This window comes from Plectonema radiosum NIES-515 (assembly GCF_025753815.1).
GTDB lineage: Bacteria > Cyanobacteriota > Cyanobacteriia > Cyanobacteriales > Nostocaceae > Hassallia > Hassallia radiosum_A.
Window position 1 is genome coordinate 1 of record NZ_JAOWRF010000133.1, and the last position, 25,659, is coordinate 25,659.

A 25,659-nucleotide genomic window follows, 5' to 3' on the forward strand; every position below is an offset into this window, starting at 1 on the left:
CCAGCCATTCTAAAGTCCGGTTCCAAGCCCACCACGGGTCTGGGTCTTGTGCTTTTTGCTGTCCTTCTTTACTACTCAAATAGCCGATATGACCACCGTGAGGAGTTAGTAACAAATCTATCATCGGATTTTCTTCACAAGCGGCTTCTAATTCTGGTACGATCGCTGGATGAAAAAATGGATCGTCTTGGGCGTATATAATTAAAGTTGGTTTTTCCAGCTTTGGCAGCAGTTGTAAAGCGCTGCTTGCTTTGTAATAAGCTTCAACGGTGGGAAAACCCAATCGCTGAATTACCAATTCTTCATCAAAACCCCAAATACTGTTAGCGCGTTCAATCGCTTCTGGGTCAATGGTTCCGGGATGCAGATCGTGGATTCGCAATGCGAGTTTTTTTAAATTGCCGGCGATACCAGCTTCAAAATATTTACCAACGGGTTGTCTAACTAAATAAGAAAGCGATCGCAAAGAATCCAAACTCGGACAAATTACCGCACCACCGCCAATCTCACTTTCTGTTATTCCTAAATTCTTATTTCCTCTAGTTAATTCTACAGCGGCTTTGACCGCCCATAACGCCAATTGCCCTCCTAGGGAATATCCCGTAAACCAAAACTTTCCAGGGCATCCCATAGCCTTAGCAGCCGCCGCTATGCGAACAAAATCTTCCCCCTCATACAAACCATCACTGGTCAAAGTCGGCGATAATTCTGCTGTTTTGCCGTGTGCCCGCCAATCAAACAACACTACAGCGTATCCTTGAGCGTATGCTTTGCGTCCCAGCACTCTCAAAAACCATTCTTTTTCTAACTCGCCTGTAATGCCGTAAGTACCAACAATCGTGCTATGAGCGTTTTTTGGTATAGCAACTAAGCCATAAATTGGTACACCTTGTCCACCTGTAAATATTTTTTCTTCATAAGGTGGCTCAGGGTGTTGAGCAGTAGTTTGCCAATAACGTCTGCCCCACAAAGCGGCATATACGGTCATTGCGACACCGTTTTGCAAAATTCTAGGCGGATTGTAGGCAGCGTAACACATAATATATAGATTTTAATGTACTTTAGTCTTAATGTTTATTTTAGATTTAAAATCTTTTTTATAATCATTAAAGCAATCTTTGTATCTCCCAAAGATTCTTAATTATCCTTAACTAGTAGTAGTAAATTTTTCCGAATGCCGAGGATTCTTGTCATAGACGATGACCCAGCGATTTCCGAACTTGTAGCCGTCAACTTGGAAATGGCTGGCTACGATGTCAGCCAAGCTGAAGACGGCATCAAAGGTCAAGCGCTGGCTCTCCAGCTGCAACCAGACTTAATCATGCTCGATCTGATGTTGCCCAGAGTAGATGGATTTACCGTTTGCCAACGCCTGCGACGGGACGATCGCACCTCTGAAATTCCCGTGTTGATGTTGACGGCTTTAAGCCAGACTCAGGATAAGGTAGAAGGCTTCAATGCCGGCGCGGATGACTACCTCACCAAGCCGTTTGAAGTTGAAGAAATGCTGGCGCGAGTACGAGCATTATTACGCCGTACTGACCGCATTCCCCAAGCTGCCAAACACAGCGAAATTCTCAATTATGGATCGTTGACCCTCGTTCCAGAAAGATTTGAGGCGATATGGTTCCAGGACACTGTGAAACTGACTCACCTGGAATTTGAGTTACTTCACTGTTTATTGCAACGTCACGGACAGACAGTTTCTCCTAGCGAAATCCTTCGGGAAGTCTGGGGCTACGATCCAGATGATGACATTGAAACGATTCGAGTGCATATCCGCCATCTGAGAACTAAGCTAGAACCAGACCCCCGCCATCCGCGCTACATCAAGACCGTATATGGTGCGGGATACTGCCTTGAGTTACCCAGCGTTCCTCCATCCACTGAGAGTGCTTCCACTTCACTAGTCGAGTAAAATAACTCTCAATTGGGTCAGTTTAACTAATTCCGCGAAATTCCCCATCCCTCTTTAGTGGTGTGTATGGTGCTTCGGGTCAAAAACGAAACGCACATCACGCCACATTTTTACACAGCAGAAACACAGAGGAGGGGTAGTTGAGTTTTTGACAATCTTTCCGGAATTAGTGCTACCCAGGCAGGGCTTGAAAAAATGTGTAATGGCTTTTTTAAATAGTCGTAAAGCTCCCGGAATTGATCGTGGGTAGTTTAAGACATAAATTGGCACTCTCTTGTGAAAAAATTCAGAGAGTGCCAATCTTGCCTTGTGTATTTAATTTTCCCCAAAAATTTAGCCATTCGCGGATTTCCGACGGGAAATCAAGTAGATGCTTAAAAGGGACAAACCAGCAACAGTCGCAGGTTCGGGAATCGTTTTTGTATCTGATGGAACCTCAGTGATTTTAGCGAAAATGCCTGCTGTGGTTTTTTCTCCTTCAAGAACTCGAAACTCGCTGACATCAGTAGTGCTTCCCTTTTCTCTGAAGCCAGTTAGCGAGAGTGCATATTTCTTGCCAGCAAAGGTAAAATTGCGATTGCCAAAGTTTTTACCCACATAAACGAAATCTGCGTTGTCCGCAGGATTCGGTGAATCGTTGGGTGTATTGACTAACTGAAAGCCGAAGTTAAAAACTTCACTCACATTAACGCGATCGCCGAATGATACATGGAGATTTAAAGGTACGAAATCAACGCTTGTATTTGGGGTAACTGCTCCATTAAAGTAGGCTAAATTACCTATCTTAAATAAAGATCCAATTTCACTAGAAAATGAATCTCCATTAAAGGTAAGTTGATTGGGACCCGTGCCAAAGTCATCAGGATCTCCCCAGCTAAATGAATTAGTTCCCACACCCGAATAAACGGGATTAGTATTTATGCTCCCTGGAGTAGGTTCTCCCCACGCACCACTCGATTGACCTGAAAAAGTTAGAGCTTGAGCTTGACTGGAGAAACCAAGTGCTGTTAAAGCAGTAACAGCAGCAGACAAACTAGTAACAAAAACTAAACTTAGTTTCATAGTTAGGCTACAACTCCTATTCAGGAGTTCGTCTCAAGTAGGCGACCCGTCCACAGTAGTAAATATACGGAACACATGCCAAGCTATTCTTCTCATTTTCATGAAATCTTTATATTCAATTCGTAATTTCTTTTTAAAGCAGTTTATTTTCTAAACAGCTTTTGATCAGAGGCAGCTTTGCAGCAATGCTTGGGAAAAGGTACAAACCGAGTGGAATTGTCGGCGAAACCTCTGTGCTCCTTTTAACACGCTCATTTGTGGTTCCACCCGCAAGTGGCGTGGTTTTTCTCTCCTGCTAAAAGCTCCCTGTTTCCCTGCTTTTTCACGATCTCAACCGAAAGTTTTCACTTTTTTTGATGCGTGTATTAGTCTAAATTGATTCGTAGATGCTTGGTAGACTGCTCTGCTACCGGAACTACTGAAAATATTGGTCGGTAGACTGCTCAGTTTTTCTGAAATAATCACTTGATAGAAGTATCTTACTTATTAGCAAACATACTTAGATTTTCTCTACGTATGTAAGTTTATGTTTTTATTATAACAAACAATTTGTCATTTATTGTGGCGATTACTTATACCGTCAGAGAATAATAGACATCGAATAGGGACAGGGGGGCAGGGGGAGTGGGGGACTCCTTGAAGACAAGGAGAATAATTCTTCTTTCCCCCATGCCAAGAACTCTCCCTTTAGGGCGCGAGGGCGTTACCACGAAGTAGGCTAGCAATAGTCTTGGCGGTAATTTTGAGTTGAGTGATCGGGTTGGCTGGAACAACCGTTTTATACAGATAGCTATCAAAAGTTAGCCGCTGCACGTCCATGTCACCGCACATTTCTACAAATGCTTCGCGGGTAGCATCGGAACGATAAAAGACATTTTGCAGGATGTCCAACACCTTGTAGGTGAGTCCATATTTTTTGTCCCAACGCTTCAGATAAACTTTAAGATCGGCTTCCGTGGGAATACGGACACCGCCGTTGGACATTTCTACAATTGTTTCGGCACACATCCGCCCAGATTTTGCGGCAAAGTAAATGCCTTCACCAGAGGACTTGGTAACGTAACCAGCAGCATCACCTATTAAAGCGATGCGACCGACAACGCGACGAGGACGGGGATGTTCGGGAATCGGGTGTGCTTCGACTTTGATAATTTGACCGCCGGCGAGTTTTTGGGCAGCGCGAGCGCGGATACCAGCCTGTAATTGTTTGATGCTGGCTTTGTGAACCTGCATTGTGCCGGTTCCGACGGCTACGTGGTCGTATTTGGGGAAAACCCAGGCGTAAAAGTCGGTAGAAACGTCATCGCCGACGTACATTTCGGCAAGGTCGTTGTAATATGCCATTTTGTCGTCGGGTAGACGAATGCGCTCTTGGAAAGCGATCGCATAATTATAATCCCCGGCATCCATTTCTTTGGCGATGCGGGAATTTGCTCCATCTGCGCCAATAATTAAATCGACTTTGAGGGTTTTGGCAATACCCTGTGCGCCGCTTTCGGTATGGTCAACATAATGGATGGTATACGGGTCTGTATTGTTTATAGGAAAATCGAGTTTATGAACAGTGGCATTAATTAAATTTGCGCCGAGTTTTGCCGCGCGATCGCGCAAGAAGCCATCCAGCACTTCGCGACGGCACATTCCTATATATTCGTCTTCATTTACTAGATTGATATCAACCTCACGGTTCGAGGGCGAAATCATTTTCATTTTCCGCACTCGGCGATCGATAATCTCTGGAGGCAAATCAAACTCATTCACCATGCACAGGGGAATTGCACCGCCACAAGGCTTGGCATTGTCTAGCTTGCGCTCAAATAGGTAAGTTTCAATTCCAGCTTTCGCCAAGGTTTCGGCGGCACAAGAACCAGCTGGACCTGACCCAACAACAGCAACCCTTAGTGTCAAAGGTCTTCTCCCAATTTTGACATTTACCGAAAGTATACTACCATGTACTTTTGGCTGTTTTGTCTTTCTGGCTTACCCAAAAGCGTGAAATGCAACATTCCTTAATTTTTCGCTACAAAAGCCAAAACGCACACAGCCCTAATATGACTGGCTTACCATTGATGATTAAATAATCAAAAACCTGGGGAAGCGGTCAAACTTTACCCAGGTTCTATAGGAATCCGATTTGATTTCTGAATCACTCGTAGAGGTAAGGGACTAGGGACTGGGGACTGGGGACTGGGAAGAAGGAATAAAGGTGTACTGAGTTTTGTTCAAAAATCAAATATGAGTCCTATATTGGTTACTTTTTTATGTGGAAGGTAGAAGAAAGAAATATAAGTCAATACCGTTGGTGTTAAGCCCCAAATCCTCGTAGAGACGTAGCTAGCTTACGTCTCTACAGCAGACTATTTTTTACCAACAATTCCTTATTAAAAGTTAGCTCTTTTCAAAGTCAGACTTTAGTCCTTCTAAAACTTGCGTGGTCAGAGTTGGGTCAGTTATAAACCCAAGTTCTTTCCTTTCACCGGATTTAAAAACAGTAACCGCAGTAGCAGGTGGAAATTTTAGTAGATTAGGAATCCCATAAGAGATTTCTAAGCCATCTTCCCAGTAGCCTATAGCAATTTTGTATTTATCATCAAAAACCTTTTCAGCTTTTGATTTTAAATCTTCTAAGGAAGTCTTAAAAATTTCAAGTGTATATTTTGATACTAAAATTAAAACCACAGGTTTGTCAGATTGCAGTACTTCCGTTTTAGCATTTTCCTGATTAAGAATTACCGAATTAGCAGCGATCGCTGGAGATGTCAAAAGCATCAAGCTACTTACAACCATCACCAAAAACATTGATATCAGTCGTTTTCCGATTCCAGTAATACCTTTCATGATTTTCACAATATTAATTTGTCATAAGTAACTTAACACCTATGATAAAGTGACACAACGACAGATAAGACACTTAAGCAGAAAGAAATTTCTAGAAGGACAATTAAGACACTTTAGCCCAATAGACATCTGATATAAAAGACGTAGAGACGTAGCATTGCTACGTCTCTACAGGGGTTTCGGGCAATGTATAATTAATTTCCAAAGATGTCTACTGAATATCAAATTTCATCAATTTTGATTTTCATCCAAAATGGTTCCTTCCAGATTTGCTCCTTCCAAGTTTGCCCCATTCAAGTTTGCCCCATTCAAATCGGCTTGACTCAAATTTGTTTGACTCAAATCTGCAACAGTTAAATCAGCTCCTGTCAAATCAGCTTGATCGAGATTTGCTGCGCTCAGGTTTGCCTCGCTCAAATCTGCGTCACTTAAAGTATTTCCGAACTGGAGAAGCATTCGGAAGTTTTAACCGCAACTAGTCGATTAGGGGCTATTCACCAATTAATTGGATATTTGTCTATCCAATCTCCGTTTCTTTAGAACCGAGAAGGTGAATGGCTTTTCTCCGTAAGGCTTTTGCTATATCTATTAATCCATAAATAAATCAGAAATACCCCTACCCTACGATAGTTATTTTTCAATTAACGCATTGGTGTGGGAACCCATTTCTGGAAACCTTCTAAATGAATCCAATAAGCGTTGTAGCCAATAAATCCCCAAATTAAACCGGCTAATATCAGCACAGCTACACCAATTAATCGCAAAGTTCGATTTTTCCAATAGAGTGTTGGCGCGGCACAGATGCCGCCCAACCCTGTTAAAATAAAGCCGATGCCTGATATGAGTGGTTGTTTTGTTAGCCCCAGGCTGATAATGCGTGAACCGATGACGATCGCTACTAAACCAACAAAAAAAGCGTAAATGCCTATTGTTAATAATTCCCATCCTTGGGAAAGAGCGATCGCACTTGCCATGAACAACGCACCAAATAAAACGGTAGTTTCACCAAAAGCTATATTAAAGCTACCAATTACGGGCCAAGTCAAGATCATGTGCAAACCAGTGGTCAGAGCGATCGCACCCACAATCCCAAAACCGGGAATCCACTGTTTCTGACGAGGGTTATCTATCCCCTCATACAGATAGTAAGCCAGTAAAAACAACCCGGCTACCATGTTGATCAGCATTAGCGTGATGTAATCGATAAACACAATTCACCTCCGCGTGTTTACACATAATAATTTATTGCTTTTTACTTAGCTTTAACTTTGTTTTGATGGATAAAAGCATTGCTCGACCTCAACACTGTATTTCTTCTTTGTCTAAGTCTGTTAGATATCGCTTTGTGAATTTATTTTCAAATCAATTAAAAATGCTTCACTAACCCGTCTTTTTAAAACTTTGGTGAATTTATTGATTTCCACATCTATCCAATGGCATGTATTTTACTACATCTTTGGTATGACTTTTAATTATAACTACTTAAAAATTTTTTGTTACGCACTTACTTTATTACCTTTCTTCCCCCATTTGGATCTAACTTTCTTATGATAAACACCCCACTCTTGAATACCCCGTTGCTGAAGAATCGCTTTCGCATCGTCTATTTCATCCTTGACATTTTCTAATACAAGTAAAAAATTACCCTCGAACAATTGAGATTTATAAAATTTGGCTCTTTCTTTAGGGATACCCCTTTTTGCTAAAGCACTACTGATACTGTCTTCTTCACCCATTGCGCTTTTAATCCAGGCATTAGTCAAAAGCGATACTTTCTCTAAAGAATAACCTGCGTTTTTCAGTTCACCAAGGGCAGCTTCGACATCTTGACGAATTGAGAATATACCCACAGCGTATTTGCATGTTGTGAAAACCATTTTTACTTATACTCCTTTTAACTAGATTTAATTTAAGCTATGTTGACATATTTTTTCATCAGTCATAAGTATAGCTTTAAAGTATTGATATTTCGTACTAATTCTTGAATTAACTGTTACTTAACATGACGATTTTCAAATTTATTTAAGTCAGCAAAATATCACATATCAAATAATTTCGGAAAAATATGTCAAGGTATCGTGATAATCTCCAAAAAAGTGCCAAATTTCTCATTATTCATAGTCACAATCTTTCCAGATTTGAGTTTTGAAACTAATATCTATAAGGTAATGGGTATAATTCTCCCTTGTCCCCTTGTCCCCTTGTCTTTATTACCCATTCCCAAGGAGGTATTTATGGCAGGTAAATTAGACTCTAAAGTAGCAATTATCACCGGAGCTTCATCTGGGATTGGTGAAGCCACAGCGATCGCACTCTTCGCAGAAGGGGCAAAGGTGGCGATCGCCGCGAGACGTGGAGTTCTCTTAGATGAGTTGGCACAACGCATAGAAGCTAGTGGTGGTGAGGCTTTGCCAATTGTTGCGGATTTGACAGACGAAACTCAAGCAAAGAATTTGGTGCAAAAGGTACATGCTCACTATGGTCGCGTAGATATACTGATAAATAATGCAGGCTTGGCATTAGCTGGTGATATTGATGGTGCGGATACCTCAGATTGGCGACGGATGATAGACATTAACCTTTTGGGAGTGCTTTATGTGACTCATGCTACTATACCAATATTTAAAGCACAAAAAGCGGGGCATATCGTCAATATCTCCTCAGTGGCGGGTAGAACAGCGCGGGCGGGCATCGGTGTTTATAATTTGACAAAATGGGGTATCAACGGTTTCTCAGAAGCATTACGGCAAGAAGTGTATAAAGACAACATCCGCGTTACGATTATTGAACCTGGGATGGTAGACACCGAAATAGATAGTCATATAACTGATGCGATCGCTAAACAGCGTACCATAGAAAGGCGCAACTCTATCACACCACTGCAAAGCGAAGACGTTGCGGGGGCAATTGTTTACGCAGTCACTCAACCGCAGCACGTTAACGTCAACGAAATCCTCATTCGATCAACTGAACAAGGATGGTAAGCGTCGCTTTGCTCAAAGTCAAAAGAGTCAATAGTCAAACATCGTGAAAATGGATGTAGAGACGTAGCAGTGCTACGTCTCTTGGGGTTTTAGATAACGCATCATTAATTTCTAGAGATGTCTAATAGTCAAAAACCCGAATCCTGACTAAAAAATTTTCCATAGTAGCATCTCAAGCAATGAATGAATACTTCCGTGCGAATATTGATGCAATGGCTGGCTATGTTCCTGGTGAACAGCCTCAACCTAATAGCCAAATCATCAAACTCAACAGCAACGAAAACCCCTATCCTCCCTCACCGGCAGTGTTGGAAGTGCTGCGTAACTTTGATGCGGAATGGTTGCGACGCTATCCAAATCCGTTTGCACAGGAGTTTAGAAGCGCTGTAAGTGAAGCTTTGAAAGTTCCTGCTGATTGGATTATTGTCGGAAATGGCAGTGATGAAGTGTTAAACTTGGTGATTCGCGCTTGTGCTGAACCAGGACGCAAAGTAGTTTATCCTACGCCTACTTACGTATTATATAGTACGCTGACACAGATGCAATCAGCGGAAATTGTCGAAATTCCCTACACTGACGACTACCGTTTACCTTTGGCAGAACTAATCAGCGCTAATGGTTCTGTAACATTTATTGCTTCTCCTAACAGTCCTTCGGGACATGTGGTTTCAACTTCCCAACTGCGGAAATTAGCAAGTAGTTTATCTGGGGTTTTGGTGATTGACGAAGCTTATGTAGATTTTGCTGAGGAGAATGCACTCTCTTTGGTTGAAGAATTTGAGAATGTCATTGCTATTCGCACACTTTCTAAGGGATACTCCTTAGCAGGATTGCGTTTGGGGTTTGCGATCGCAAATCCGCAGTTGCTGAGTGGATTGTATAAAGTGAAGGATAGCTATAATATTGATGCGATCGCCTGTAAAATTGGGGCAGCCGCGATGAGCGATCAAGCTTATAAAAATGGTTGTGCCGATAAAGTGAAGCGATCGCGCACAAACTTAGCAGCAGACTTGAGACAGTTGAATTTCCAAGTATGGGATTCTCAAGGTAACTTTTTGCTGGTACAGCCGAAAGAAAAAAATGCCGAATATCTTTATCATGGCTTGAAATCGAGGGGAATTTTGGTACGTTATTTCCCCCAGCCGGGAATTAATGATAAATTACGGATTACAGTTGGTACTGATGAGCAAAATCAAGTATTGGTGGAGACGTTGAGTAATTTGATGAAGTAAGCGATCGCCCTCACTTACTTCACCAGAGCAAAGATATTTCGCGATTCAAAACCTAGAATTTGGCAACTTTGTACAACAGTTTCCGTGTAGGTGAAGCTGTTTATTTAGCGTTGCATATTGACGGGATAATTTGACAAACAACAGCTCCCCGACTTCGCAAAAGTTGTCGGGGATTTTGAATCACATACATGTTCAAAAAATAAATGTAAAGACGCGATCGGACGAAGTCTCTACACCGCGTATTGCACGCAACCGAGAAGCGCTATAAGCAAATGATTTAATTTACTTCAGTGATTTCTCTGAAGTTTCATTGTTATCTTACAGGCATTCTGAAATAGATATGCGATCCGTTTCTGATTTTGTAACGAGGTGGGGGATATACGCATATACGAGATCCCCCTTCTTTAAGAAGTCGAGGATCTGACCTGACAAGCGATCGCGTTCTTACAGCAGTTTTCATGTATTTAGACCACACTCATGTTTTCTGTATTTCTTCCTTTGCGGCTTTGCGACTTTGCGTGAGATAAAAATAATGTGGTTCAAATAAGCTAAAAATTGCTGTAAATGCAGGGTATCGCTCCTCGCAGAACGATTTTTCGTCATTCCACACGATTGTAGAGACGTTCCACTCTTTACGTCTCTACCAGGTTTTTTGGTAAAATGAGGGCGATCGCATCATCACCCCCAAACCGCACATATATAAAGCTTTGATTATTTATCCAAACTTTTCCCACGCATGGAGATTTTTTAGTTAAAATTGTAGTACAATTGTTCTAGTTTATAGATACGACAAATTAGTAAAGGCGATCGCCATCCTGTCAATACCTCAGATTATTTTATAAAAAAATCCTTGTTTCAACCACCCCTAAGTCTATTCTCAGGTTCAAAATATTTGAATTAACAGCAAGGGTAAGGCTTCACCATCAAATCAATCATCTCACACCTACCTAAATATTTAGTCTCATGTTACTGAAGACACAAGAGAAAGGTGCAATTGCAACCAAAGTAGATCGAGCAATTGCTCAAACTCACATTGAGCAATACGCTGAAGAAAACAAAAGCGTTGATCCCAAAAACTTCTACTTTCGAGCGCTTTCTGATGCCACCGAAACTATTCTACGTTATGCTTTCTTTTTAGCTGACTTGAAAAAGACGCACTCAAAAAAAGAGTATAAACAAGTACTTTCACAGTATGGTTTTTTAGGTGAAGAGAAAAAATATCTGAAGGTAGCAGCAGCTTTTGAGAAATTCTCTCCCGATAATTTAGCACCCATCGAACCAGCAACCATATTTCAGCTAGCACAAAATAGCAATAAATACCAGCCAGTACTCGATCAATTGCTGGATTTAGCAGAAATTTCCCAAACTGCGGTACGAGAGTTAATCAAACAGCACCGCACTCCCAAGCAACCAAAACCGCAAAAACCGAGTATTTGGCGTCGCACGAAAAATGGGGCTAGATACTGTCAAATTCCCCCAATTCACGAAGTAGATGAAAGAACCGGAACCACGCTACAAAAGATGATCGATGAAGAGGGATTATTACCACAACAAATCGTCGCGGAAGCTATAGCTTTACGTTTAGCATATCAGCAAGGGCGGATAAAATTCGTTGAATAAAAAGCAAATTAAGTTTAACTTATTGCGGATACAGCCTTGAGAAATGTATGGCGATCAACTTTGTGGCGATCGCCATTTTACGTTTAATATTAAATTACGAAAAACTCTGCGAAATGAGTGCGCTTACTCTGCGTCCCTCTGCGTTTAAAAACGCGCTCGGTTTGACGCAAAACTATACTAAAATTGAGTTATCTCAACAATATAACAGAGACGATCATATGCTAAATGCGGTTGAGTTTCAAGCAAAGATTCAAAATGGTTTAATTCAGATTCCTGAAGAGTACAAACAAGAACTCGCTGAAGGAGATGATATTAAAGTAATTGTTTTGGTCAATAAAAAGTCATCTCGACTCATAGATATTATTGATGAATTGACTGAAAATTCTATTCAAGTAGATGATGTACTCAGCCGTGAGGAAATTTATAACCGATAATTATGAGTGATGATGCATCTTAAATGAAATTTGCTTTGTAGGCTTTTAAACAATTTTCAGTAGAGTTTTACATCAAAATAATTATTGCTTATGGTACTTCTTGGTCGTAGGTGACGAAAACTGTGGTAATATGAACTTTATCATGGAAGTGTCGTAACTATGCCCAGAAATCTTTACGGACTTTCGCTGGTTAAGCTTTTTACTAGTTATTTCCATTTATATCCTTAATACATGAGGAACCCGACAGCGGCACAGCTTGAAAGCCTGTATCGACTTTGCCATCTACTAACTAACTTGATGTTCCAGCCCATCCACATTGTACGTTTAGATGAACGAACACTGAATCTGTTTATATTGGCTGGACGAAATGAAGAGATTGAGTTTGAAGTTAAGTTAGACGGGAGTTTTGAGTCATGACCCAAGTTAACTACGCTGCAATGACTGACCAAGAGCTAAAACGCTATATATTAGCACATCGGGATGACCAACAGGCATTTTACATCTATATGGATAGGCGGCATTCTCGACCTGACAAAGTTGTAATTAAATTTGACGATCCAAACTGGGAAGCAAAGGTGCTAGCAGCTATTCAAGAGAAACTCGATCAAAATATTTAGCAACGATCGCTCGCGCATTACACCCCAATTAAATCGAATAATAAAGCGGGAAAGACTTTGCATCCTTAGGTTTGACATACACTCGCTGTTGTGGTTCCAAGTTTAATTGGTCAAAGCGATCGCGTGTTAAATGCGCTGTCACCACCTGTCCATCATCTAAAGTTAATTCTACCTGAATTTCCCAACCCAAATGTATCAACCTGCTTACCCTAGCTGGTACACTTGAGCCGTTGGGAGAAGTTTCTATAATTACATCTTGCGGACGTAAAAACATTTCTGGGTTTGCCGAATCAAATCCGTTACCTTGGAAAATCCGCGAAGAACTCGGTAACACATTCACCGGTCCAATAAAGCTCATTACAAAAGCCGAAGCTGGATGATCGTAAATGGACGCTGGTGTTCCTACCTGTTCCACACGTCCTTTATTCATCACCACAATCTCATCTGAAACTTCCATCGCTTCTTCTTGGTCGTGAGTGACGAAAACTGTGGTAACATGAACTTCATCATGGAGGCGTCGTAACCATGCGCGTAAGTCTTTACGCACCTTAGCATCAAGTGCGCCAAAAGGTTCATCAAGTAATAAAACGTTAGGTTCAACAGCTAGCGCTCGTGCCAAAGCTACACGTTGTCGTTGACCACCAGAAAGTTGTGAAGGATAGCGATCGCCTAATCCACTCAATTGCACCAACTCCAGCAACTGGTCTACCCGCGCCTTTATTTTGCCTTTCGGTGCTTTACGAAGTTCCAAACCAAAGGCTACATTTTTCCGCACAGTCAGATGCTTGAACAAAGCATAATGCTGAAACACAAACCCAATATTGCGATCTTGCACACTTTGATATGTGGCATCCTTACCAGTGAGAAATATTTTGCCATTATCCGGCATTTCCAAACCCGAAATTAACCGCAGCAGTGTAGATTTTCCCGAACCCGATGGTCCGAGCAAAGCGACAAGAGAGCCACTTTTAATTTCTAGATTGACATCATCAACCGCTTTGAAACTGCCGAATTGCTTTGATACGTTCTCAACTACAATGCCCACTGATTCTGCACCTCTGGAACTAATCACCCGTTCGTAGGTACGTTAACGGTGTTATATACATATATCACACACAGGTGCTTTTGGATTAATAAGATTGCTCATGGGTAGTGGTTAAGAGTAATTTTTTACAGCCAATACCCAATAACTCACAAATCATTCTTTGGGCATCGCTTCGGTACCAAGAAACTTGGTGTAAGCCTTATCTAGGCAAACCTTTAATTTTTCTGCTACCACTTGTACATGAGGTTCGTAGAGCAGGGAATTGTGAGATCCGGGAACGTAATGAATATCTAATCCTCCGACAATTAATTCACCCCAGCCAAATTGAGGATCGTATTCTACACCTACAACTTCTTCCCGACTTTTATCATCAGTCCGCAAAAGAGTCAGTTTACCCGGATAAACTTGAAAACTATATTCGCTCTGAGCTTGGACATTAGCGTCGATAATTTTCAAGTGCTTGTCATTTTCTGCTAAACGATGCACAACATTTAATAAATGACGCGCAGAAGTCAAATAATGCTTGTATTTATGTTTGAGCATATACTTACCCCACCGGCTCCAACCCTCAGCATTTTGCTTAACGTAGGCAAGTCCTAATTGTGAAAGATGATCTAAATGCAAGGCAATTCGTTTCGCAAATGGCAATCGCTGTCTATAACCCGGACGGCAAGTATCAATCATCACGAGAATACCTACTTCCTGACCTAGCCGATAAAGTTGTTGAGCCATTTCAAAAACAAGTATGCCCCCAAACGAGTAACCAACTAGATAATAAGGACCATTGGGCTGAATTGTTTGAATTTCTTTAATGTAGTGCGATGCCATGTCTTCAACTTTTGTTAAGGGAGGCTTTCCATTTAGCCCTTGCGGTTGTATCCCATAAACAGGTTGCTCTGACCCCAAATACCTCGTCAAATCGCGGTAACAAAGAATCTCTCCACCAAGGGGATGGATACAAAACAAAAGTGGTTTGGAACCGTTGGGTTGAATTTTTACTAACGATGACCAAGGATCTGTGGATTTGTTCTGTGTGGTAGCGACTGATTCTGATGTCGTTTGATTATCAGTGCTTAGTGCTTGGATCGTCTGAGCAAGAGCTTCCACAGTCCCTGATTGAAGAAGAGTTGCTAGGGGAAGTTTTTTGGCAAATTTATTCTCTATTTGCGCAAATAAGCTAATTGCTGTTAAAGAATGTCCTCCCAAATCAAAGAAATTGTCTTTCACCCCAATCGGTTGAATACCTAAAACTTCTTCCCAAATCTGCGTCAATCTCCGCTCTAAATCATTGCAGGGAGGAACAAAAGTTGCTTGGGTATCTTGTTTGCTAGCATCAGGTACTCTCAGGGCAAGACGGTCTAGTTTATTGTTAGGTGTTAATGGTAAGGCATCCAAGAAGACAAAAGCACTCGGCACCATATAGTCGGGCAGTTTCCCAAGCAAATGATGCCGCAATTCACTATTACTAAGTGCTGAATCTTGGTTAAGAACAATATAGGCTACCAAGCGTTTATCTCCTGGTATGTCGTCACGGGCAATAACTGCGACTTCTTTGATCGCATCCATAGAAAGAAGTGCCATTTCGATTTCAGTGACTTCGATTCTAAAGCCTCTGATTTTCACCTGAAAGTCTTTTCGTCCCATGTGAACCAGACAGCCATCTGGCTGAAAGCGTCCTAAGTCTCCTGTGTAATAGATGCGTAGATCCGTTGCAGCTTGTCTGACGACATCCCTTGCTTTTTTTGGCTCAACTCGAAATACAGCTTTTGTCAGTTCGGGTTTTTGCCAATAGCCTAAAGCCAAATATTCACTTTTGATGGCAATTTCCCCTACTTCACCGCAACGCACTTCTTTACCTGCTTCATCAAGGAGTAAAATTTCCATATCTTCAACCGGGTAGCCAATCGGTACGGTGCTGCCCTCGATTTGGGTATCTTTATTAACAAGAAATTGGCGAACAGTTCCGGTTTCAGTTGAACCTAGACTAACAAATACAACACAATTTGCAGAAAAATGCTTTTTATAAAGATCAATATCTCTCCGCAAGACAGACTCACCACCTAATATGAGTACCCGAAGTTTGGGAAACTGCTCTTGTGCTGTTAAAATACCAACAAACTGGCGGTAGAGAGTCGCTACTGAATGATAAATAGTGATTTCTTCTTCAAGCAGCCAGTTTACTAAACTAGTTAATCCTTCTTCTTTCACATTCAAAGGATAGATAGATGCACCATTTAACAAAGCGTTACAGATGCCTCTCATTGCTCCCATGACACCACAGGAGTGGAGAAGAGTCAAGCGATCGCTTGGGCTGATACACAAAGCATTGGTATTATTCATGCAGTTATGCAGCACGTTGCGATGATTGTGCAAAACTCCCTTTGGCTTACCAGTTGACCCGCTCGTATAAATAATACAAGCAGGAGTATCAGGAGATATTAAGAACTCTAGGTTATCAGTTGAAAGGCTGCAATCAATATCGTCTATGTTTAATATTTGGCATCGATTTTGAGTTAATTCACAAGCTACAGCTAGATTCTGATTGTTAGTCACAACCAAGACAGCTTGTGAATCTTCTAAAATGTGGGTAAGTCTCACAATCGGTATTGAAGGATCGATAGGTACATAAATTTTTCCGGTCTTCAATACTCCAAAGATACCAGTAATAAAACTTGCACCTTGTTCTATTAACAGTGCGATCGCTTCTTTACTTTCTCCTCGCTGTGCTAAAATAGCTCGCGCTAAACGATTGGCATTTTTGTTTAACTGGTCATAAGTTAGTGTTGAAATCTTGCTTTTTACAGCAATTGAATTGGGATATTTATTTACTTGTTGTTGAAAACGATTTGTGATTGATTCCTCAATATCTGTTTGGGAAAATTTGATGAAGCTTTCTGTGGAGCTAATGTAATGGGTGCAAACAGGTTGAGGTTTTACATCCATCTCAGAAATTAGTCTCGATTGATTGCTCATTGATATCCTACAATTAGAAATTAAAGGGTACGCAATTTTTAGTTAATAGGAAATTAGCTGGACAATAAGTCTTTGAGCTTTTTCATTCGCTGGTACTTCTTACTCATGAAAAATCAAACCAGATTTGAGTTTAGTTAGCTTATAGAGCAGTTCTATCAGCTATAAATCTGGCTTTATTGACAGGATGCCCAAAAATAGATAAAGTACAGCAATTTTCTATTTTTTTCATGCCCAAAGTTTTGACAAGCTCAATTTGTTTGAGTTTGTCAATCTGACTTTTCCAAAAATAGATGCACTTGGTAACGGCAAAAAAAATTAAAACTAATAGTGTCAACCTTTATCTCAACTATTAGGACTTAGGCAAACTCATGAAAAAACGTAGACGCAAAGCAGCTTGCCGTATTGACCGCAGAGTAAGCAGAGGACACAGAGAAATCAGAGTTTAGTAGAGTTTTTGCGTAAGTCTTTCCTAACTATGAAAGAAAAAGGTTATAACACTATCACTGGTAGATTTATAATTTATCAAATATACTCTGGTAATGTTTTTTTTGCAACTCACAAATTTATGTATATTATTGGTAATAATTAACACCTTATAACAAGTTCCGGAATTTTGGTAGTAGAGCATCTATGTTTTCATCAAAACTTTATCTCTTTATTTGAAGATAAATATTTATTTGATAAATCCCAAAATGGGATGAATATTTTGTAGCAATAATATCAATTTTTTGATAATTTGCTGTCAAAAATTATTCAGGATATATTTTAATAAATCTTTTACTAAGTCTTCGCTAAGAACTACAAAAACAAGCTTTTATTGTGTGAGTTACTCTCAAAACAGTTAACCAGTAAAAAATGATGCTGGTGTATGTATTCAATTTTGACCAACATTATATATCAGTCTGAGTAAAGCGGCAAGTTAAAAGGCATGGTTTTAATCAAGAGTATCAGGATCTATGCCAAGGGATGTCTAACGACAAGCCTTATAAGCGTCTATGCAATTGTTAGACTAGTCTTTGCCCTGGTTGTTCTGCTTGTTTAATTTGTTCTTGTGGTGTGGGATATCGTTTCAACTGGTCATCATATCAATACATCCATTCTCGCGTTACTCCGCAATAATTTCCACAGTGAACAACCAATTCCCAAATTAATCAGATCAGCAGTATTGCTTTCAACAACCCTGGTATTAATTGTTGCAGTTTTTTATCCGCAGGTGTCTCGTCAGAGTCGGGTAGTTCTTCGGCAGAGGGCAAGTACCTCGGCTGGTTTTTTGTCAAATAAGAACATGATTATAACTATTTTTTTCAAGCTAGCTCTAGGGGCACAGCTTTTAGGAATAGGGAAATTTCCGCACTTGATATTCAGTAGACTCCACAATAGGATAGGATTTTCCCATCGCTGTGTCAAACTTCAAAGCGATCGCTTGCAAAACTGCTTCGGGTACAGCGTCCCAATGTTCACGAGTTTCCCAACGAATTATCAAGACAACTTCTGTGAGATCGTTGGGGTTGATCCAAACCTCTTTCCCAATAAATCCTGGATACTTAGCCAACGCTGCTGTCCAAATTTCTGCATCCTTTTGAATATATTTTTCTCGCAGTTTGGGCGGTATTTTCATCTTGAGTAGTTCGATAACCACACCTTTTATTCCTTGTATAATAGTGCAAATTTGTCAAAATAGAGTTGTAGGCTAAAATAGCGCTTGCTTTCAGCATAGCTTTAATTACTTACACACAAAAGCAAGAATCGGCTCCTTTAAAAAAACTAATAGGAAAAAAATATGGACAACAACAATTGGGTGCAACAATTATTAATGGTTGGTATTGGTACAACCTCTTTGGTGGCAGACAAACTCAAGCAAGTGGGGGATGATTTGGTCAAGGATGGCAAACTCAATCCGGAACAAGCCAAAGCAGTAATCGATGATATTGCACAGCAGTTAAAGTCCGAACAGGGCAACTTTGAAGGCAATATGCAACGGCAAATGCGAAATATGATGCAGGATTTTGGTGTTGCTCGCCAGTCAGAAGTGGACGAACTACGCGGTAGAATTGATCGTCTAGAGCGTCAAATTCGCGATTTAGAAAATAAGCTCTGGCGTTAGTAGGATGCGCTTTCTGATTTAAACTAAGTCTTGTCCTAGTGGTAAACAAGAATCCTAGACCACCTATGTAGGGAGGACTAACCGATGAAAGCAATTTTACTTAGCGTGGGTTTCATGCTGGTCTGTGTAGTGGTTTTAGTATTGGCTCAAGTTGGCGGAAAACAGGATACATCTGTTGCTCTACCTTTGACTCAAACTACACCAGCATCCACTACTGTAACTGAAAACAATACCCTGATAGCGAGCAAAACTATGGCTGATGAAAATGTCGTCACTACCCCCTCTGGATTGAAGTATGTCGAAATCAAAGAGGGGACTGGTGCTACTCCTAAAACCGGACAAAAAGTGACAGTACACTACATCGGCACTTTAGAAGATGGTACAAAGTTTGATAGTTCACGCGATCGCGATCGTCCCTTCGACTTTCAACTCGGCGTCGGACAAGTCATCAAAGGTTGGGACGAAGGACTTAGCACTATGAAAGTAGGCGGTCGTCGCAAATTAATCATCCCCCCAGAGTTAGGTTATGGTGCACGTGGTGCTGGTGGTGTAATTCCTCCTAACGCTACCCTGCTTTTTGATGTGGAATTGCTGAAAGCTGGGTAATGGTTAGTTGTTAGTAGTTGGTAGGAAATTCGGCGTTACTGATTTCATGTATGAAAATGATTTTGTGTAATATCAAAACCCATGTAGAGACGCGATACCCAAGCGTCTCTACATCTAGATTTATATCGCGATTCAGCAACGCTGGAAATTCAACCAACTACTAATCTTCTAAATCTTGGCTTGCTTCTGGAGAGATAATATGTTGTTTCATCCTTGCTTTTCTCTCGCTTGACGCAATTTTTGTCGTAGTTGCTCAACTACAACTTCCCCATCAATACCTTCTCCTCTATCCAACTGAACAATCGCAACCTCAACTTTTTGTCGTGTTTCTTCTACCCAGTGCTGATAACCTTTTTCCCACTCTAACAGCAGCTTCAAGGCTTTACTAAGAACTTCTTCCGCATCCGCATATCTACCTGTAGCAATTTGCGCTTCGATAATTTGCTCTAGTTCAGGTTTTAGTTGGATATTCATGATTTATACTTTTAGTTTATTTACAGCTTTAAGCTTGTTATAACAACACTCTTAGTGTTCAACCAAAGCGCTAGGCATTTTCTTATTGGTTCTTGACAACCCATTTAATAATATTTAAATAATTCTAAGTTTTTGAACCTGGTGGTCAATAATTACCTTGTTTAGCTAAATTTTTAAACTTAGTATATTGTGGGTCAAACAAAAGTTTCACAGTTCCTGTAGGACCATTGCGGTGTTTAGCGATTATCACTTCAGCCACACCGCGCTCAGGTGTATCTGGCGTATAATATTCATCTCGATAAAGCATAATAACTAAATCGGCGTCTTGCTCGATGGAACCCGATTCTCTCAAATCAGACAACATCGGACGCTTATTAGTACGCGCTTCCACACCTCTACTCAACTGAGATAAAGCAATAACAGGCACACTTAATTCACGAGCTAAACCTTTGAGATTGCGGGTAATTCTGGATAATTCTTGTACGCGATTATCGCCGGCACCTTCCATTAATTGCAAGTAATCTATGACAATTAATCCCAATTCTGTTCCCTGTTCTGCTTGCAAACGTCGCGCTTGACTCCGCATTTGTGTAACGGTAATATTTGGCGTATCGTCAATATAAATTGGCATTTCTGAGAGCATACCAATAGCACGGCTTAAAGGTTCCCACTGAGTTTGGCTAATGCGTCCACTCCGCAAATAACCACTTTCAATTCCCGCTTCGCTAGCTAATAATCGCTGCACCAATTGCTCTTTTGACATTTCCAAACTGAAAAAAGCAACGGGTAATTTATAAGAAGTAGCAACATTCTGAGCCAGATTGAGGCAGAAGGCCGTTTTTCCCATTGATGGTCTGCCAGCGACAATGATTAAATCAGAACGCTGAAAGCCTGTAGTCATGGCATCTAAATCATAAAATCCGCAGGGAACACCCGGTAAAGCTATACCTTGATGACGATTTTCTATATCCTGAAAAGCATTAATTAAAGTGTCAGCAATGTGAACTAAACCTGATTGGGGACGTTCTTGAGTTACGTTGAAAACTTTCTGTTCTGCTTGATCTAAAACTATGGGTAATTCTTTTTCTGTCTCGAAACCGAGATGGACAATTTCTGACCCGGCTTTAATTAACTGACGCCGCAGATATTTTTCTGTAACCAACGATGCTAAAGCGTCGATGTTAACAGCGGAAACGGTGCGATCTACAAGAGAGGCTAATTTATTTCTGCCACCAATGCGGGCAAGCATATCATGGTCAGCTAGCCAATTAATCACCGCCAGCAAATCCGTGGGTTTATGTTGAGCGAAAAGACGCAGTGCTGCTTGATAAATGTCTTTATGAGCGCTAATATAAAAAGCTTCTGGAATAAGACTTTCGCTAACTCGTCCGATCGCTTCTGGGTCTAATAAAATTCCCCCCAAAATCGCTTCTTCCGCTTCGATATTTTGGGGTGGCAAGCGATCGCTTCCATCACCTTGAAAACTTAGTTCTTCAGCCATAAACTATTTTATATATAAAGAGCGGGATTTTATATCTCTGACAAAATCCCTGGGATTCCTTAAGTAGTAAGGGCTTCAGCCCTTAAAAACGAAGATTTGAGCGGTAAACCGCTCACCCTCCGGGTTCTGAAGTCGCTCATGGGGGAGACCACGCCACTCTCCTCAACGCGGGGAACCCGCGCACAGAGGTGGCTCCCCAAGACCGCGCTGGCTCACTACGTTGTTTTAAGTTTAATTTCACCCACTTCCAAGCGCGACAATTTGCGATCGCACTCAATAGCAAACTTTCAAACCACAGACCAACACAAATTAACAGAGTGTGTATCTGTGGTTTAACAAAAAGCCGTTAGTTAGATACGACTTCAATATCCATTTGTGCGGTTACTTCCGAATGCAGCTTAATTTCAGCTTTATAAGTACCTGTTTGGCTGATATCAGGTATAGTAATACCGCGCCGATCTACTTCTAGTCCAGCGCTTTCTTTAATTGCATCTGCAACTTCTTGAGTAGTGACAGTACCGAAAATCGCTTCACCTTCACCAACTTGCTTGGCAATTCTCAAGGTAGCAACTTTTTCCAAAGCTGCTTTTTGCTCAAGCGCTTGTTGCTTGAGTTCTAATTGCCGCTGACGTTCCACCTCGCGACGGCGTTCAACTTGCTTTAGAATACCAGGAGTAGCATTAATTGCCAGCTTCTGTGGAATCAGATAATTACGAGCATAGCCAGGAGCAACTTCTACTAAGTCACCAGATTTTCCCAGCTTGTTGACATCTTTGTTTAAAACTAACTGTACGCGTTTCGCCATCGTTTTTCTTTTTTCTCTCTTTCCGGTAAAATCTGTCTGTTTTTAGCTTTGGGCAGGGTAACTCACATGATTTGTAGCTGTGTTCCCACAAGCTAATCGGAGCATATAGCTTAAAGCTTACAGATCCTAGCTTCATGTAGGGTGCGATCGCAACCATTAGCCACAAGAAACTTCACCAGTCCTTAATCTGTGAGTGCTTCTCGATCACCCCGCTCCCCCGCTCCCCCGCTCCCCCGCTCCCCCGCTCCCCCGCTCCCCCGCTCCCACTAACTCCCGCTCCCCCGCTCCCCCGCTCCCCCGCTCCCACTAACTCCCAACTCCCAACTCCCAACTCCCAACTCCCAACTCCCAACTCCCAACTCCCAACTCCTAACTCCCAACTCCTAATTCCTAACTCCTAACTAAAATTTATCTTTCATCCCCCGCAAACGGGCAAAGGTTTGTACTGGGTCGTTACTCTTAACACATGATTGTAACGTCGGCTGCTCCCAACGTAAAAAGGGATTTGTCCGCTTCTCCACCCCCAGTAGCGAAGGAACAGTCGCTTCTCCCCGACTGCGGTAAGCCTTCACTTCATCATATCTATTTTGTAAATCGGCGTTTTCTGTATCTACAGTCAGCGCAAATTGAAGATTTTTTAAAGTGTATTCGTGGGCGCACCAAACCCGCGTATCATCCGGTAGAGAGCGTAGTTTACTCAGGGAATCCACCATTTGTGTAGGAGTTCCTTCAAATAAGCGACCGCAACCCCCAGCAAACAGCGTATCACCGCAGAATAACTCCCCCGTTTCACCTGGTTGCCCTGGGGGAAAATAGTAAGCGATGTGAGCAGGGGTATGTCCAGGAACAAAGACAATTTCTCCGATTCTGTCTGCAAACTGAACAATAGAACCTTCTGCAAGAAATACTTCCTGTCCTGGTATTCTCCCCCGATCCTCAGCACCAGCATAAACCGTCACTTCCGGGAATTTTTGCATTAAGTCTTTATTGCCACCAACATGATCCTGATGATGGTGCGTATTAAAAATCGCCACCAACTTAGCGTTTAGTTTAGCAAGTTGCTTTAATACTGGTTCAGCCTCCGCCGGATCGACTACAGCAGCGATATTTTGCTTTGCATCGAAAAGCAAAAAGATGTAATTGTCTGATAATGCGTCAAGACGAAATACCTGCATGACACAACCCTCATCCTATGTTTCACTTAGCAGCGACAGGTCTACTTTACAAACTATATTAACTATTTATAATTCTTTAATCATAGCTGAAAATAACCATAAATTGTCATAAATTACAACCGTATTTACCTTCAAAATCAAAAAAACCTACCTTCAGACATAAATTACGTAAATATACTCTGGATTGAGTAGTAAACGCAAAGTTAAATTTATCTAGTTAGTTTCTTTATAAAGATACTAATAAGCCTCAGTATCCAAACAAAATAAATCACAGATATTTGCTCTAAGCTGTGAAATTTAATAATCTTTTAATTTTTCTACAGTTCCCTTTTGCAAAAAAGGTGAGCAAGTATTGCCATTTCTTTTTTTGCATCCAAGTAGAGGAATATGAATTACCAAAATTTTACGTACACAGACATTAATAATCAATGTCAATCGGCTGTTAAAAAGATTGTAGATCGAATTCTCCGCTCAGGAAAGATGAGTCGTCAAGATCATATCCTGCTTACCTCTACCGTGCTCGCTGAAGGTAATCGTAGCGAAGGAAACCGTCACCAAATTAATCGTGTATTTGATTATATCCAGACAGGTCAGCTAAAATTAATTGACTGGTAGCATCCGTAGATAATTGTGGCTATTTATCTATCTATAACTCAACACTAAAAAAGTTAATATGCCACATTTATCATGACTTTTAATAACGATAAATAAATAAGTTTATTGGATGTAAATACAAGAATTAAAACGATTGATGTAAATAAATATTAATAAATGTTGCTCCAGTTCATAAATAGCAATACTATAATATTTTCGCTAATTACCGTAAAATTACTAGTAAACTTTTATACTTAATTAAAAAAAGTTTGATTGATCCGTGAATTTTCTATTGAAATGGTAGCAGATGTAAGGTTAGATTGATTTTGATTTTTCTGATTGCAAGTAACATAAAATCTTTACATTCCGTATCACCAATATTTAAATGTTACTTTTCAAACAAGGGTGTGGTGAATCTACTACTTTTTTTGCACACATTAACAACAGCAAAATCTTGTGAGTTTACAGCAAAGCAAAACTCAATTGAAAGTTTCAATACTTGTCAGTGACCTATCGAGCGCTGGAGCAGGAAGGTGGGGAGGTGGAGGTGTTCGTTCATTTTTACTAGCTCAAGCACTCCAAAAGCTTCAATATCAAGTAGAAATTGTCGGATTTGTTTTTGGTGACGAGCCGGCAGTAATTCCTCAATCGGAAATTCCAGTTAGTAGCTTTGTTGGCTACAACTATCCAAAATTTATCGTATCAGCTTCTGGGCTTCTGAAAAAACTTGATGGTGATATTATTTATGCAATGCGACCGAAACCAACAACCTTCGGTTTATCTTTGCTAAAAAAATTAAATAATCATCGACCTGTAATTTTAGATATAGACGACTGGGAATTAAGTTGGCATGGTGGTGATAAGTGGCAATATCACCCTTCAATTAAGCAATTTGCTAGAGACATTTTTAAATCAGATGGTGCTCTTAGATATCCGGATCATCCGCTTTATTTAAAGTGGGTTGAAGGGATGACACAAAATGCTAATGCTATTACAATTCACACCAAATTTTTAAAAGAGCGATTTGGTGGCTTTTATTTGCCCAATGGTAAAGACACTACTCTATTTGATCCCTCACGCTACGATCCTGAAGAAAGCAGAACACGTTATGGACTGACTGGCTATCGCATTTTAATGTTTCCTGGTGCGCCAAGACCATACAAAGGTGTTGAAGATGTATTGATAGCGTTAGATAAACTAAATGAACCAGATTTAAGACTGGTAATTGTTGGTGGCAGCCCTTATGATAACTATGATGCTGAACTCACTGAAAAATGGGGACGTTGGATAATTAAATTACCAAAATATCCATCTACAGAAATGCCTGCAATTGTCGCAGCAGCGCACGTTATTGTTGTCCCTCAACGGAATACCCCAGCAGCTTTAGCTCAGTTTCCATTGAAATTAACTGATGGAATGGCAATGGCAAAGCCAGTTTTAGCAACACGGGTAGGAGATATTCCTGATATTTTAGGTGAAACTGGTTATCTAGTTGAGCCAAGTTGCCCTCTTGAAATAGCGGAGAAAATTCAATACATATTCCAGCATTTAGATGAAGCAAATGAGCGAGGAAAGCTAGCCAGAGAAAGATGTGTGGAATACTACAGTATTGATGCAATGACAGCTACTTTAGGAAAAATCATGCAACAGATATAGTAGTGCATGGATGTATAAGTG

General features: G+C 40.8%; 25 protein-coding genes. 11 read left to right on the plus strand and 14 right to left on the minus strand.

What is annotated here, in order from left to right; genetic code table 11:
• Positions 1–988: YheT family hydrolase (locus tag OGM63_RS08350; RefSeq protein ID WP_375340468.1), on the minus strand; the 988-nt coding region annotated here is incomplete at its 3' end.
• A 186-nt stretch (positions 989–1,174) separates the two neighbouring features.
• On the opposite strand from OGM63_RS08350, the gene rpaA reads away from it, so the two are divergent.
• Entirely contained in the window at positions 1,175–1,918 is a 744-nt protein-coding gene (rpaA, locus tag OGM63_RS08355) for a two component system response regulator RpaA (protein WP_263745053.1), read from the plus strand.
• Positions 1,919–2,251: 333 nt separating this feature from the next.
• Here the strand turns inward: rpaA and OGM63_RS08360 are convergent, their stop codons facing one another.
• The 6 genes from OGM63_RS08360 to OGM63_RS08385 form a co-directional block, all read right to left on the minus strand.
• A complete protein-coding gene (locus OGM63_RS08360; RefSeq protein ID WP_263745054.1) occupies positions 2,252–2,980 on the minus strand; it encodes a choice-of-anchor K domain-containing protein in 729 nt (242 codons plus the stop codon).
• A gap of 687 nt (positions 2,981–3,667) precedes the next feature.
• Complete coding sequence (gene chlP / locus OGM63_RS08365) at positions 3,668–4,888, minus strand: geranylgeranyl reductase (RefSeq protein WP_263745055.1); 1,221 nt, start codon at positions 4,886–4,888, stop codon at positions 3,668–3,670.
• 480 nt (positions 4,889–5,368) lie between these two features.
• Positions 5,369–5,818: a hypothetical protein gene (locus OGM63_RS08370; RefSeq protein ID WP_263745056.1), complete on the minus strand. Its 450-nt coding sequence runs from the start codon at positions 5,816–5,818 to the stop codon at positions 5,369–5,371.
• A gap of 231 nt (positions 5,819–6,049) precedes the next feature.
• Positions 6,050–6,274: a pentapeptide repeat-containing protein gene (locus tag OGM63_RS08375; RefSeq protein ID WP_263745057.1), complete on the minus strand. Its 225-nt coding sequence runs from the start codon at positions 6,272–6,274 to the stop codon at positions 6,050–6,052.
• A 185-nt stretch (positions 6,275–6,459) separates the two neighbouring features.
• On the minus strand, positions 6,460–7,029 hold the full coding sequence (locus OGM63_RS08380) for a DUF981 family protein (RefSeq protein WP_263745058.1): 570 nt from the start codon (positions 7,027–7,029) through the stop codon (positions 6,460–6,462).
• Between the two features lie 285 nt (positions 7,030–7,314).
• Positions 7,315–7,695, minus strand: coding sequence for a general stress protein (locus OGM63_RS08385; RefSeq protein WP_263745059.1), 381 nt, complete (start codon positions 7,693–7,695; stop codon positions 7,315–7,317).
• Between the two features lie 357 nt (positions 7,696–8,052).
• On the opposite strand from OGM63_RS08385, the gene OGM63_RS08390 reads away from it, so the two are divergent.
• The 6 genes from OGM63_RS08390 to OGM63_RS08415 all read left to right on the plus strand — a co-directional run bounded on the left by OGM63_RS08390 (position 8,053) and on the right by OGM63_RS08415 (position 12,705).
• Complete coding sequence (locus OGM63_RS08390) at positions 8,053–8,802, plus strand: SDR family NAD(P)-dependent oxidoreductase (protein ID WP_263745060.1); 750 nt, start codon at positions 8,053–8,055, stop codon at positions 8,800–8,802.
• 179 nt (positions 8,803–8,981) lie between these two features.
• The gene (gene hisC / locus OGM63_RS08395; RefSeq protein ID WP_263745061.1) at positions 8,982–10,034 is read left to right on the plus strand and encodes a histidinol-phosphate transaminase; all 1,053 of its coding nucleotides are present in this window, start codon (positions 8,982–8,984) and stop codon (positions 10,032–10,034) included.
• 963 nt (positions 10,035–10,997) lie between these two features.
• Positions 10,998–11,654, plus strand: coding sequence for an Alr2735 family protein (locus OGM63_RS08400; protein WP_263745062.1), 657 nt, complete (start codon positions 10,998–11,000; stop codon positions 11,652–11,654).
• A gap of 47 nt (positions 11,655–11,701) precedes the next feature.
• Positions 11,702–12,088 carry a hypothetical protein gene (locus tag OGM63_RS08405; protein ID WP_263745063.1) on the plus strand — a complete coding sequence of 129 codons (387 nt, stop codon included), beginning with the start codon at positions 11,702–11,704 and terminating at the stop codon, positions 12,086–12,088.
• A 231-nt stretch (positions 12,089–12,319) separates the two neighbouring features.
• Entirely contained in the window at positions 12,320–12,505 is a 186-nt protein-coding gene (locus OGM63_RS29775) for a DUF6888 family protein (protein ID WP_263745064.1), read from the plus strand.
• On the plus strand, positions 12,502–12,705 hold the full coding sequence (locus tag OGM63_RS08415; protein ID WP_263745065.1) for a DUF6887 family protein: 204 nt from the start codon (positions 12,502–12,504) through the stop codon (positions 12,703–12,705). Before OGM63_RS29775 ends, OGM63_RS08415 begins: the two co-directional genes overlap by 4 nt.
• Positions 12,706–12,733: 28 nt before the next feature.
• Here OGM63_RS08415 and OGM63_RS08420 read toward each other — a convergent pair whose 3' ends face one another.
• The 3 genes from OGM63_RS08420 to OGM63_RS08430 all read right to left on the minus strand — a co-directional run bounded on the left by OGM63_RS08420 (position 12,734) and on the right by OGM63_RS08430 (position 18,362).
• Positions 12,734–13,750, minus strand: a complete 1,017-nt coding sequence (locus tag OGM63_RS08420; RefSeq protein ID WP_263745093.1) for a sulfate/molybdate ABC transporter ATP-binding protein — start codon at positions 13,748–13,750, stop codon at positions 12,734–12,736.
• Positions 13,751–13,903: 153 nt separating this feature from the next.
• Complete coding sequence (locus OGM63_RS08425) at positions 13,904–16,723, minus strand: AMP-binding protein (protein WP_263745066.1); 2,820 nt, start codon at positions 16,721–16,723, stop codon at positions 13,904–13,906.
• A 1,330-nt stretch (positions 16,724–18,053) separates the two neighbouring features.
• Entirely contained in the window at positions 18,054–18,362 is a 309-nt protein-coding gene (locus tag OGM63_RS08430) for a TIGR03792 family protein (RefSeq protein ID WP_263745067.1), read from the minus strand.
• A 141-nt stretch (positions 18,363–18,503) separates the two neighbouring features.
• Here OGM63_RS08430 and OGM63_RS08435 point away from each other — a divergent pair, with 141 nt between their 5' ends.
• Both OGM63_RS08435 and OGM63_RS08440 read left to right on the plus strand, forming a co-directional pair.
• On the plus strand, positions 18,504–18,827 hold the full coding sequence (locus OGM63_RS08435; RefSeq protein WP_029634212.1) for a phasin family protein: 324 nt from the start codon (positions 18,504–18,506) through the stop codon (positions 18,825–18,827).
• Positions 18,828–18,911: 84 nt separating this feature from the next.
• Positions 18,912–19,433, plus strand: coding sequence for an FKBP-type peptidyl-prolyl cis-trans isomerase (locus OGM63_RS08440; protein WP_263745068.1), 522 nt, complete (start codon positions 18,912–18,914; stop codon positions 19,431–19,433).
• Positions 19,434–19,640: 207 nt separating this feature from the next.
• Here OGM63_RS08440 and OGM63_RS08445 read toward each other — a convergent pair whose 3' ends face one another.
• The 4 genes from OGM63_RS08445 to gloB form a co-directional block, all read right to left on the minus strand.
• Positions 19,641–19,907, minus strand: coding sequence for a ribbon-helix-helix domain-containing protein (locus tag OGM63_RS08445; RefSeq protein ID WP_263745069.1), 267 nt, complete (start codon positions 19,905–19,907; stop codon positions 19,641–19,643).
• A gap of 145 nt (positions 19,908–20,052) precedes the next feature.
• Positions 20,053–21,408 carry a replicative DNA helicase gene (dnaB, locus tag OGM63_RS08450; protein ID WP_263745071.1) on the minus strand — a complete coding sequence of 452 codons (1,356 nt, stop codon included), beginning with the start codon at positions 21,406–21,408 and terminating at the stop codon, positions 20,053–20,055.
• Between the two features lie 346 nt (positions 21,409–21,754).
• Positions 21,755–22,213 (minus strand): 50S ribosomal protein L9, encoded by a 459-nt coding sequence (gene rplI / locus OGM63_RS08455; RefSeq protein ID WP_263745073.1) that lies wholly within the window; start codon positions 22,211–22,213, stop codon positions 21,755–21,757.
• A 401-nt stretch (positions 22,214–22,614) separates the two neighbouring features.
• Positions 22,615–23,388: a hydroxyacylglutathione hydrolase gene (gene gloB / locus OGM63_RS08460; protein ID WP_263745074.1), complete on the minus strand. Its 774-nt coding sequence runs from the start codon at positions 23,386–23,388 to the stop codon at positions 22,615–22,617.
• A gap of 480 nt (positions 23,389–23,868) precedes the next feature.
• Here gloB and OGM63_RS08465 point away from each other — a divergent pair, with 480 nt between their 5' ends.
• Positions 23,869–24,003, plus strand: a complete 135-nt coding sequence (locus OGM63_RS08465; protein ID WP_263745075.1) for a hypothetical protein — start codon at positions 23,869–23,871, stop codon at positions 24,001–24,003.
• A 462-nt stretch (positions 24,004–24,465) separates the two neighbouring features.
• A complete protein-coding gene (locus tag OGM63_RS08470; RefSeq protein ID WP_263745094.1) occupies positions 24,466–25,638 on the plus strand; it encodes a glycosyltransferase family 4 protein in 1,173 nt (390 codons plus the stop codon).
• Positions 25,639–25,659: the final 21 nt, after the last annotated feature.

Excerpts from the sequence above, each read along its gene's own strand:
- OGM63_RS08375 (WP_263745057.1), bottom strand. The coding sequence starts at position 6,274 with ATGCTTCTCCAGTTCGGAAATACTTTAAGTGACGCAGATTTGAGCGAG.
- OGM63_RS08465 (WP_263745075.1), top strand. The coding sequence starts at position 23,869 with ATGAGTCGTCAAGATCATATCCTGCTTACCTCTACCGTGCTCGCTGAA.
- OGM63_RS08385 (WP_263745059.1), bottom strand. The coding sequence starts at position 7,695 with ATGGTTTTCACAACATGCAAATACGCTGTGGGTATATTCTCAATTCGT.
- OGM63_RS08425 (WP_263745066.1), bottom strand. The coding sequence starts at position 16,723 with ATGAGCAATCAATCGAGACTAATTTCTGAGATGGATGTAAAACCTCAA.
- rpaA (WP_263745053.1), top strand. The coding sequence starts at position 1,175 with ATGCCGAGGATTCTTGTCATAGACGATGACCCAGCGATTTCCGAACTT.
- OGM63_RS08415 (WP_263745065.1), top strand. The coding sequence starts at position 12,502 with ATGACCCAAGTTAACTACGCTGCAATGACTGACCAAGAGCTAAAACGC.
- OGM63_RS08390 (WP_263745060.1), top strand. The coding sequence starts at position 8,053 with ATGGCAGGTAAATTAGACTCTAAAGTAGCAATTATCACCGGAGCTTCA.
- OGM63_RS08370 (WP_263745056.1), bottom strand. The coding sequence starts at position 5,818 with ATGAAAGGTATTACTGGAATCGGAAAACGACTGATATCAATGTTTTTG.
- OGM63_RS29775 (WP_263745064.1), top strand. The coding sequence starts at position 12,320 with ATGAGGAACCCGACAGCGGCACAGCTTGAAAGCCTGTATCGACTTTGC.
- hisC (WP_263745061.1), top strand. The coding sequence starts at position 8,982 with ATGAATGAATACTTCCGTGCGAATATTGATGCAATGGCTGGCTATGTT.
- OGM63_RS08405 (WP_263745063.1), top strand. The coding sequence starts at position 11,702 with ATGGCGATCAACTTTGTGGCGATCGCCATTTTACGTTTAATATTAAAT.
- OGM63_RS08360 (WP_263745054.1), bottom strand. The coding sequence starts at position 2,980 with ATGAAACTAAGTTTAGTTTTTGTTACTAGTTTGTCTGCTGCTGTTACT.
- OGM63_RS08445 (WP_263745069.1), bottom strand. The coding sequence starts at position 19,907 with ATGAATATCCAACTAAAACCTGAACTAGAGCAAATTATCGAAGCGCAA.
- dnaB (WP_263745071.1), bottom strand. The coding sequence starts at position 21,408 with ATGGCTGAAGAACTAAGTTTTCAAGGTGATGGAAGCGATCGCTTGCCA.
- gloB (WP_263745074.1), bottom strand. The coding sequence starts at position 23,388 with ATGCAGGTATTTCGTCTTGACGCATTATCAGACAATTACATCTTTTTG.
- OGM63_RS08440 (WP_263745068.1), top strand. The coding sequence starts at position 18,912 with ATGAAAGCAATTTTACTTAGCGTGGGTTTCATGCTGGTCTGTGTAGTG.
- rplI (WP_263745073.1), bottom strand. The coding sequence starts at position 22,213 with ATGGCGAAACGCGTACAGTTAGTTTTAAACAAAGATGTCAACAAGCTG.
- OGM63_RS08435 (WP_029634212.1), top strand. The coding sequence starts at position 18,504 with ATGGACAACAACAATTGGGTGCAACAATTATTAATGGTTGGTATTGGT.
- OGM63_RS08400 (WP_263745062.1), top strand. The coding sequence starts at position 10,998 with ATGTTACTGAAGACACAAGAGAAAGGTGCAATTGCAACCAAAGTAGAT.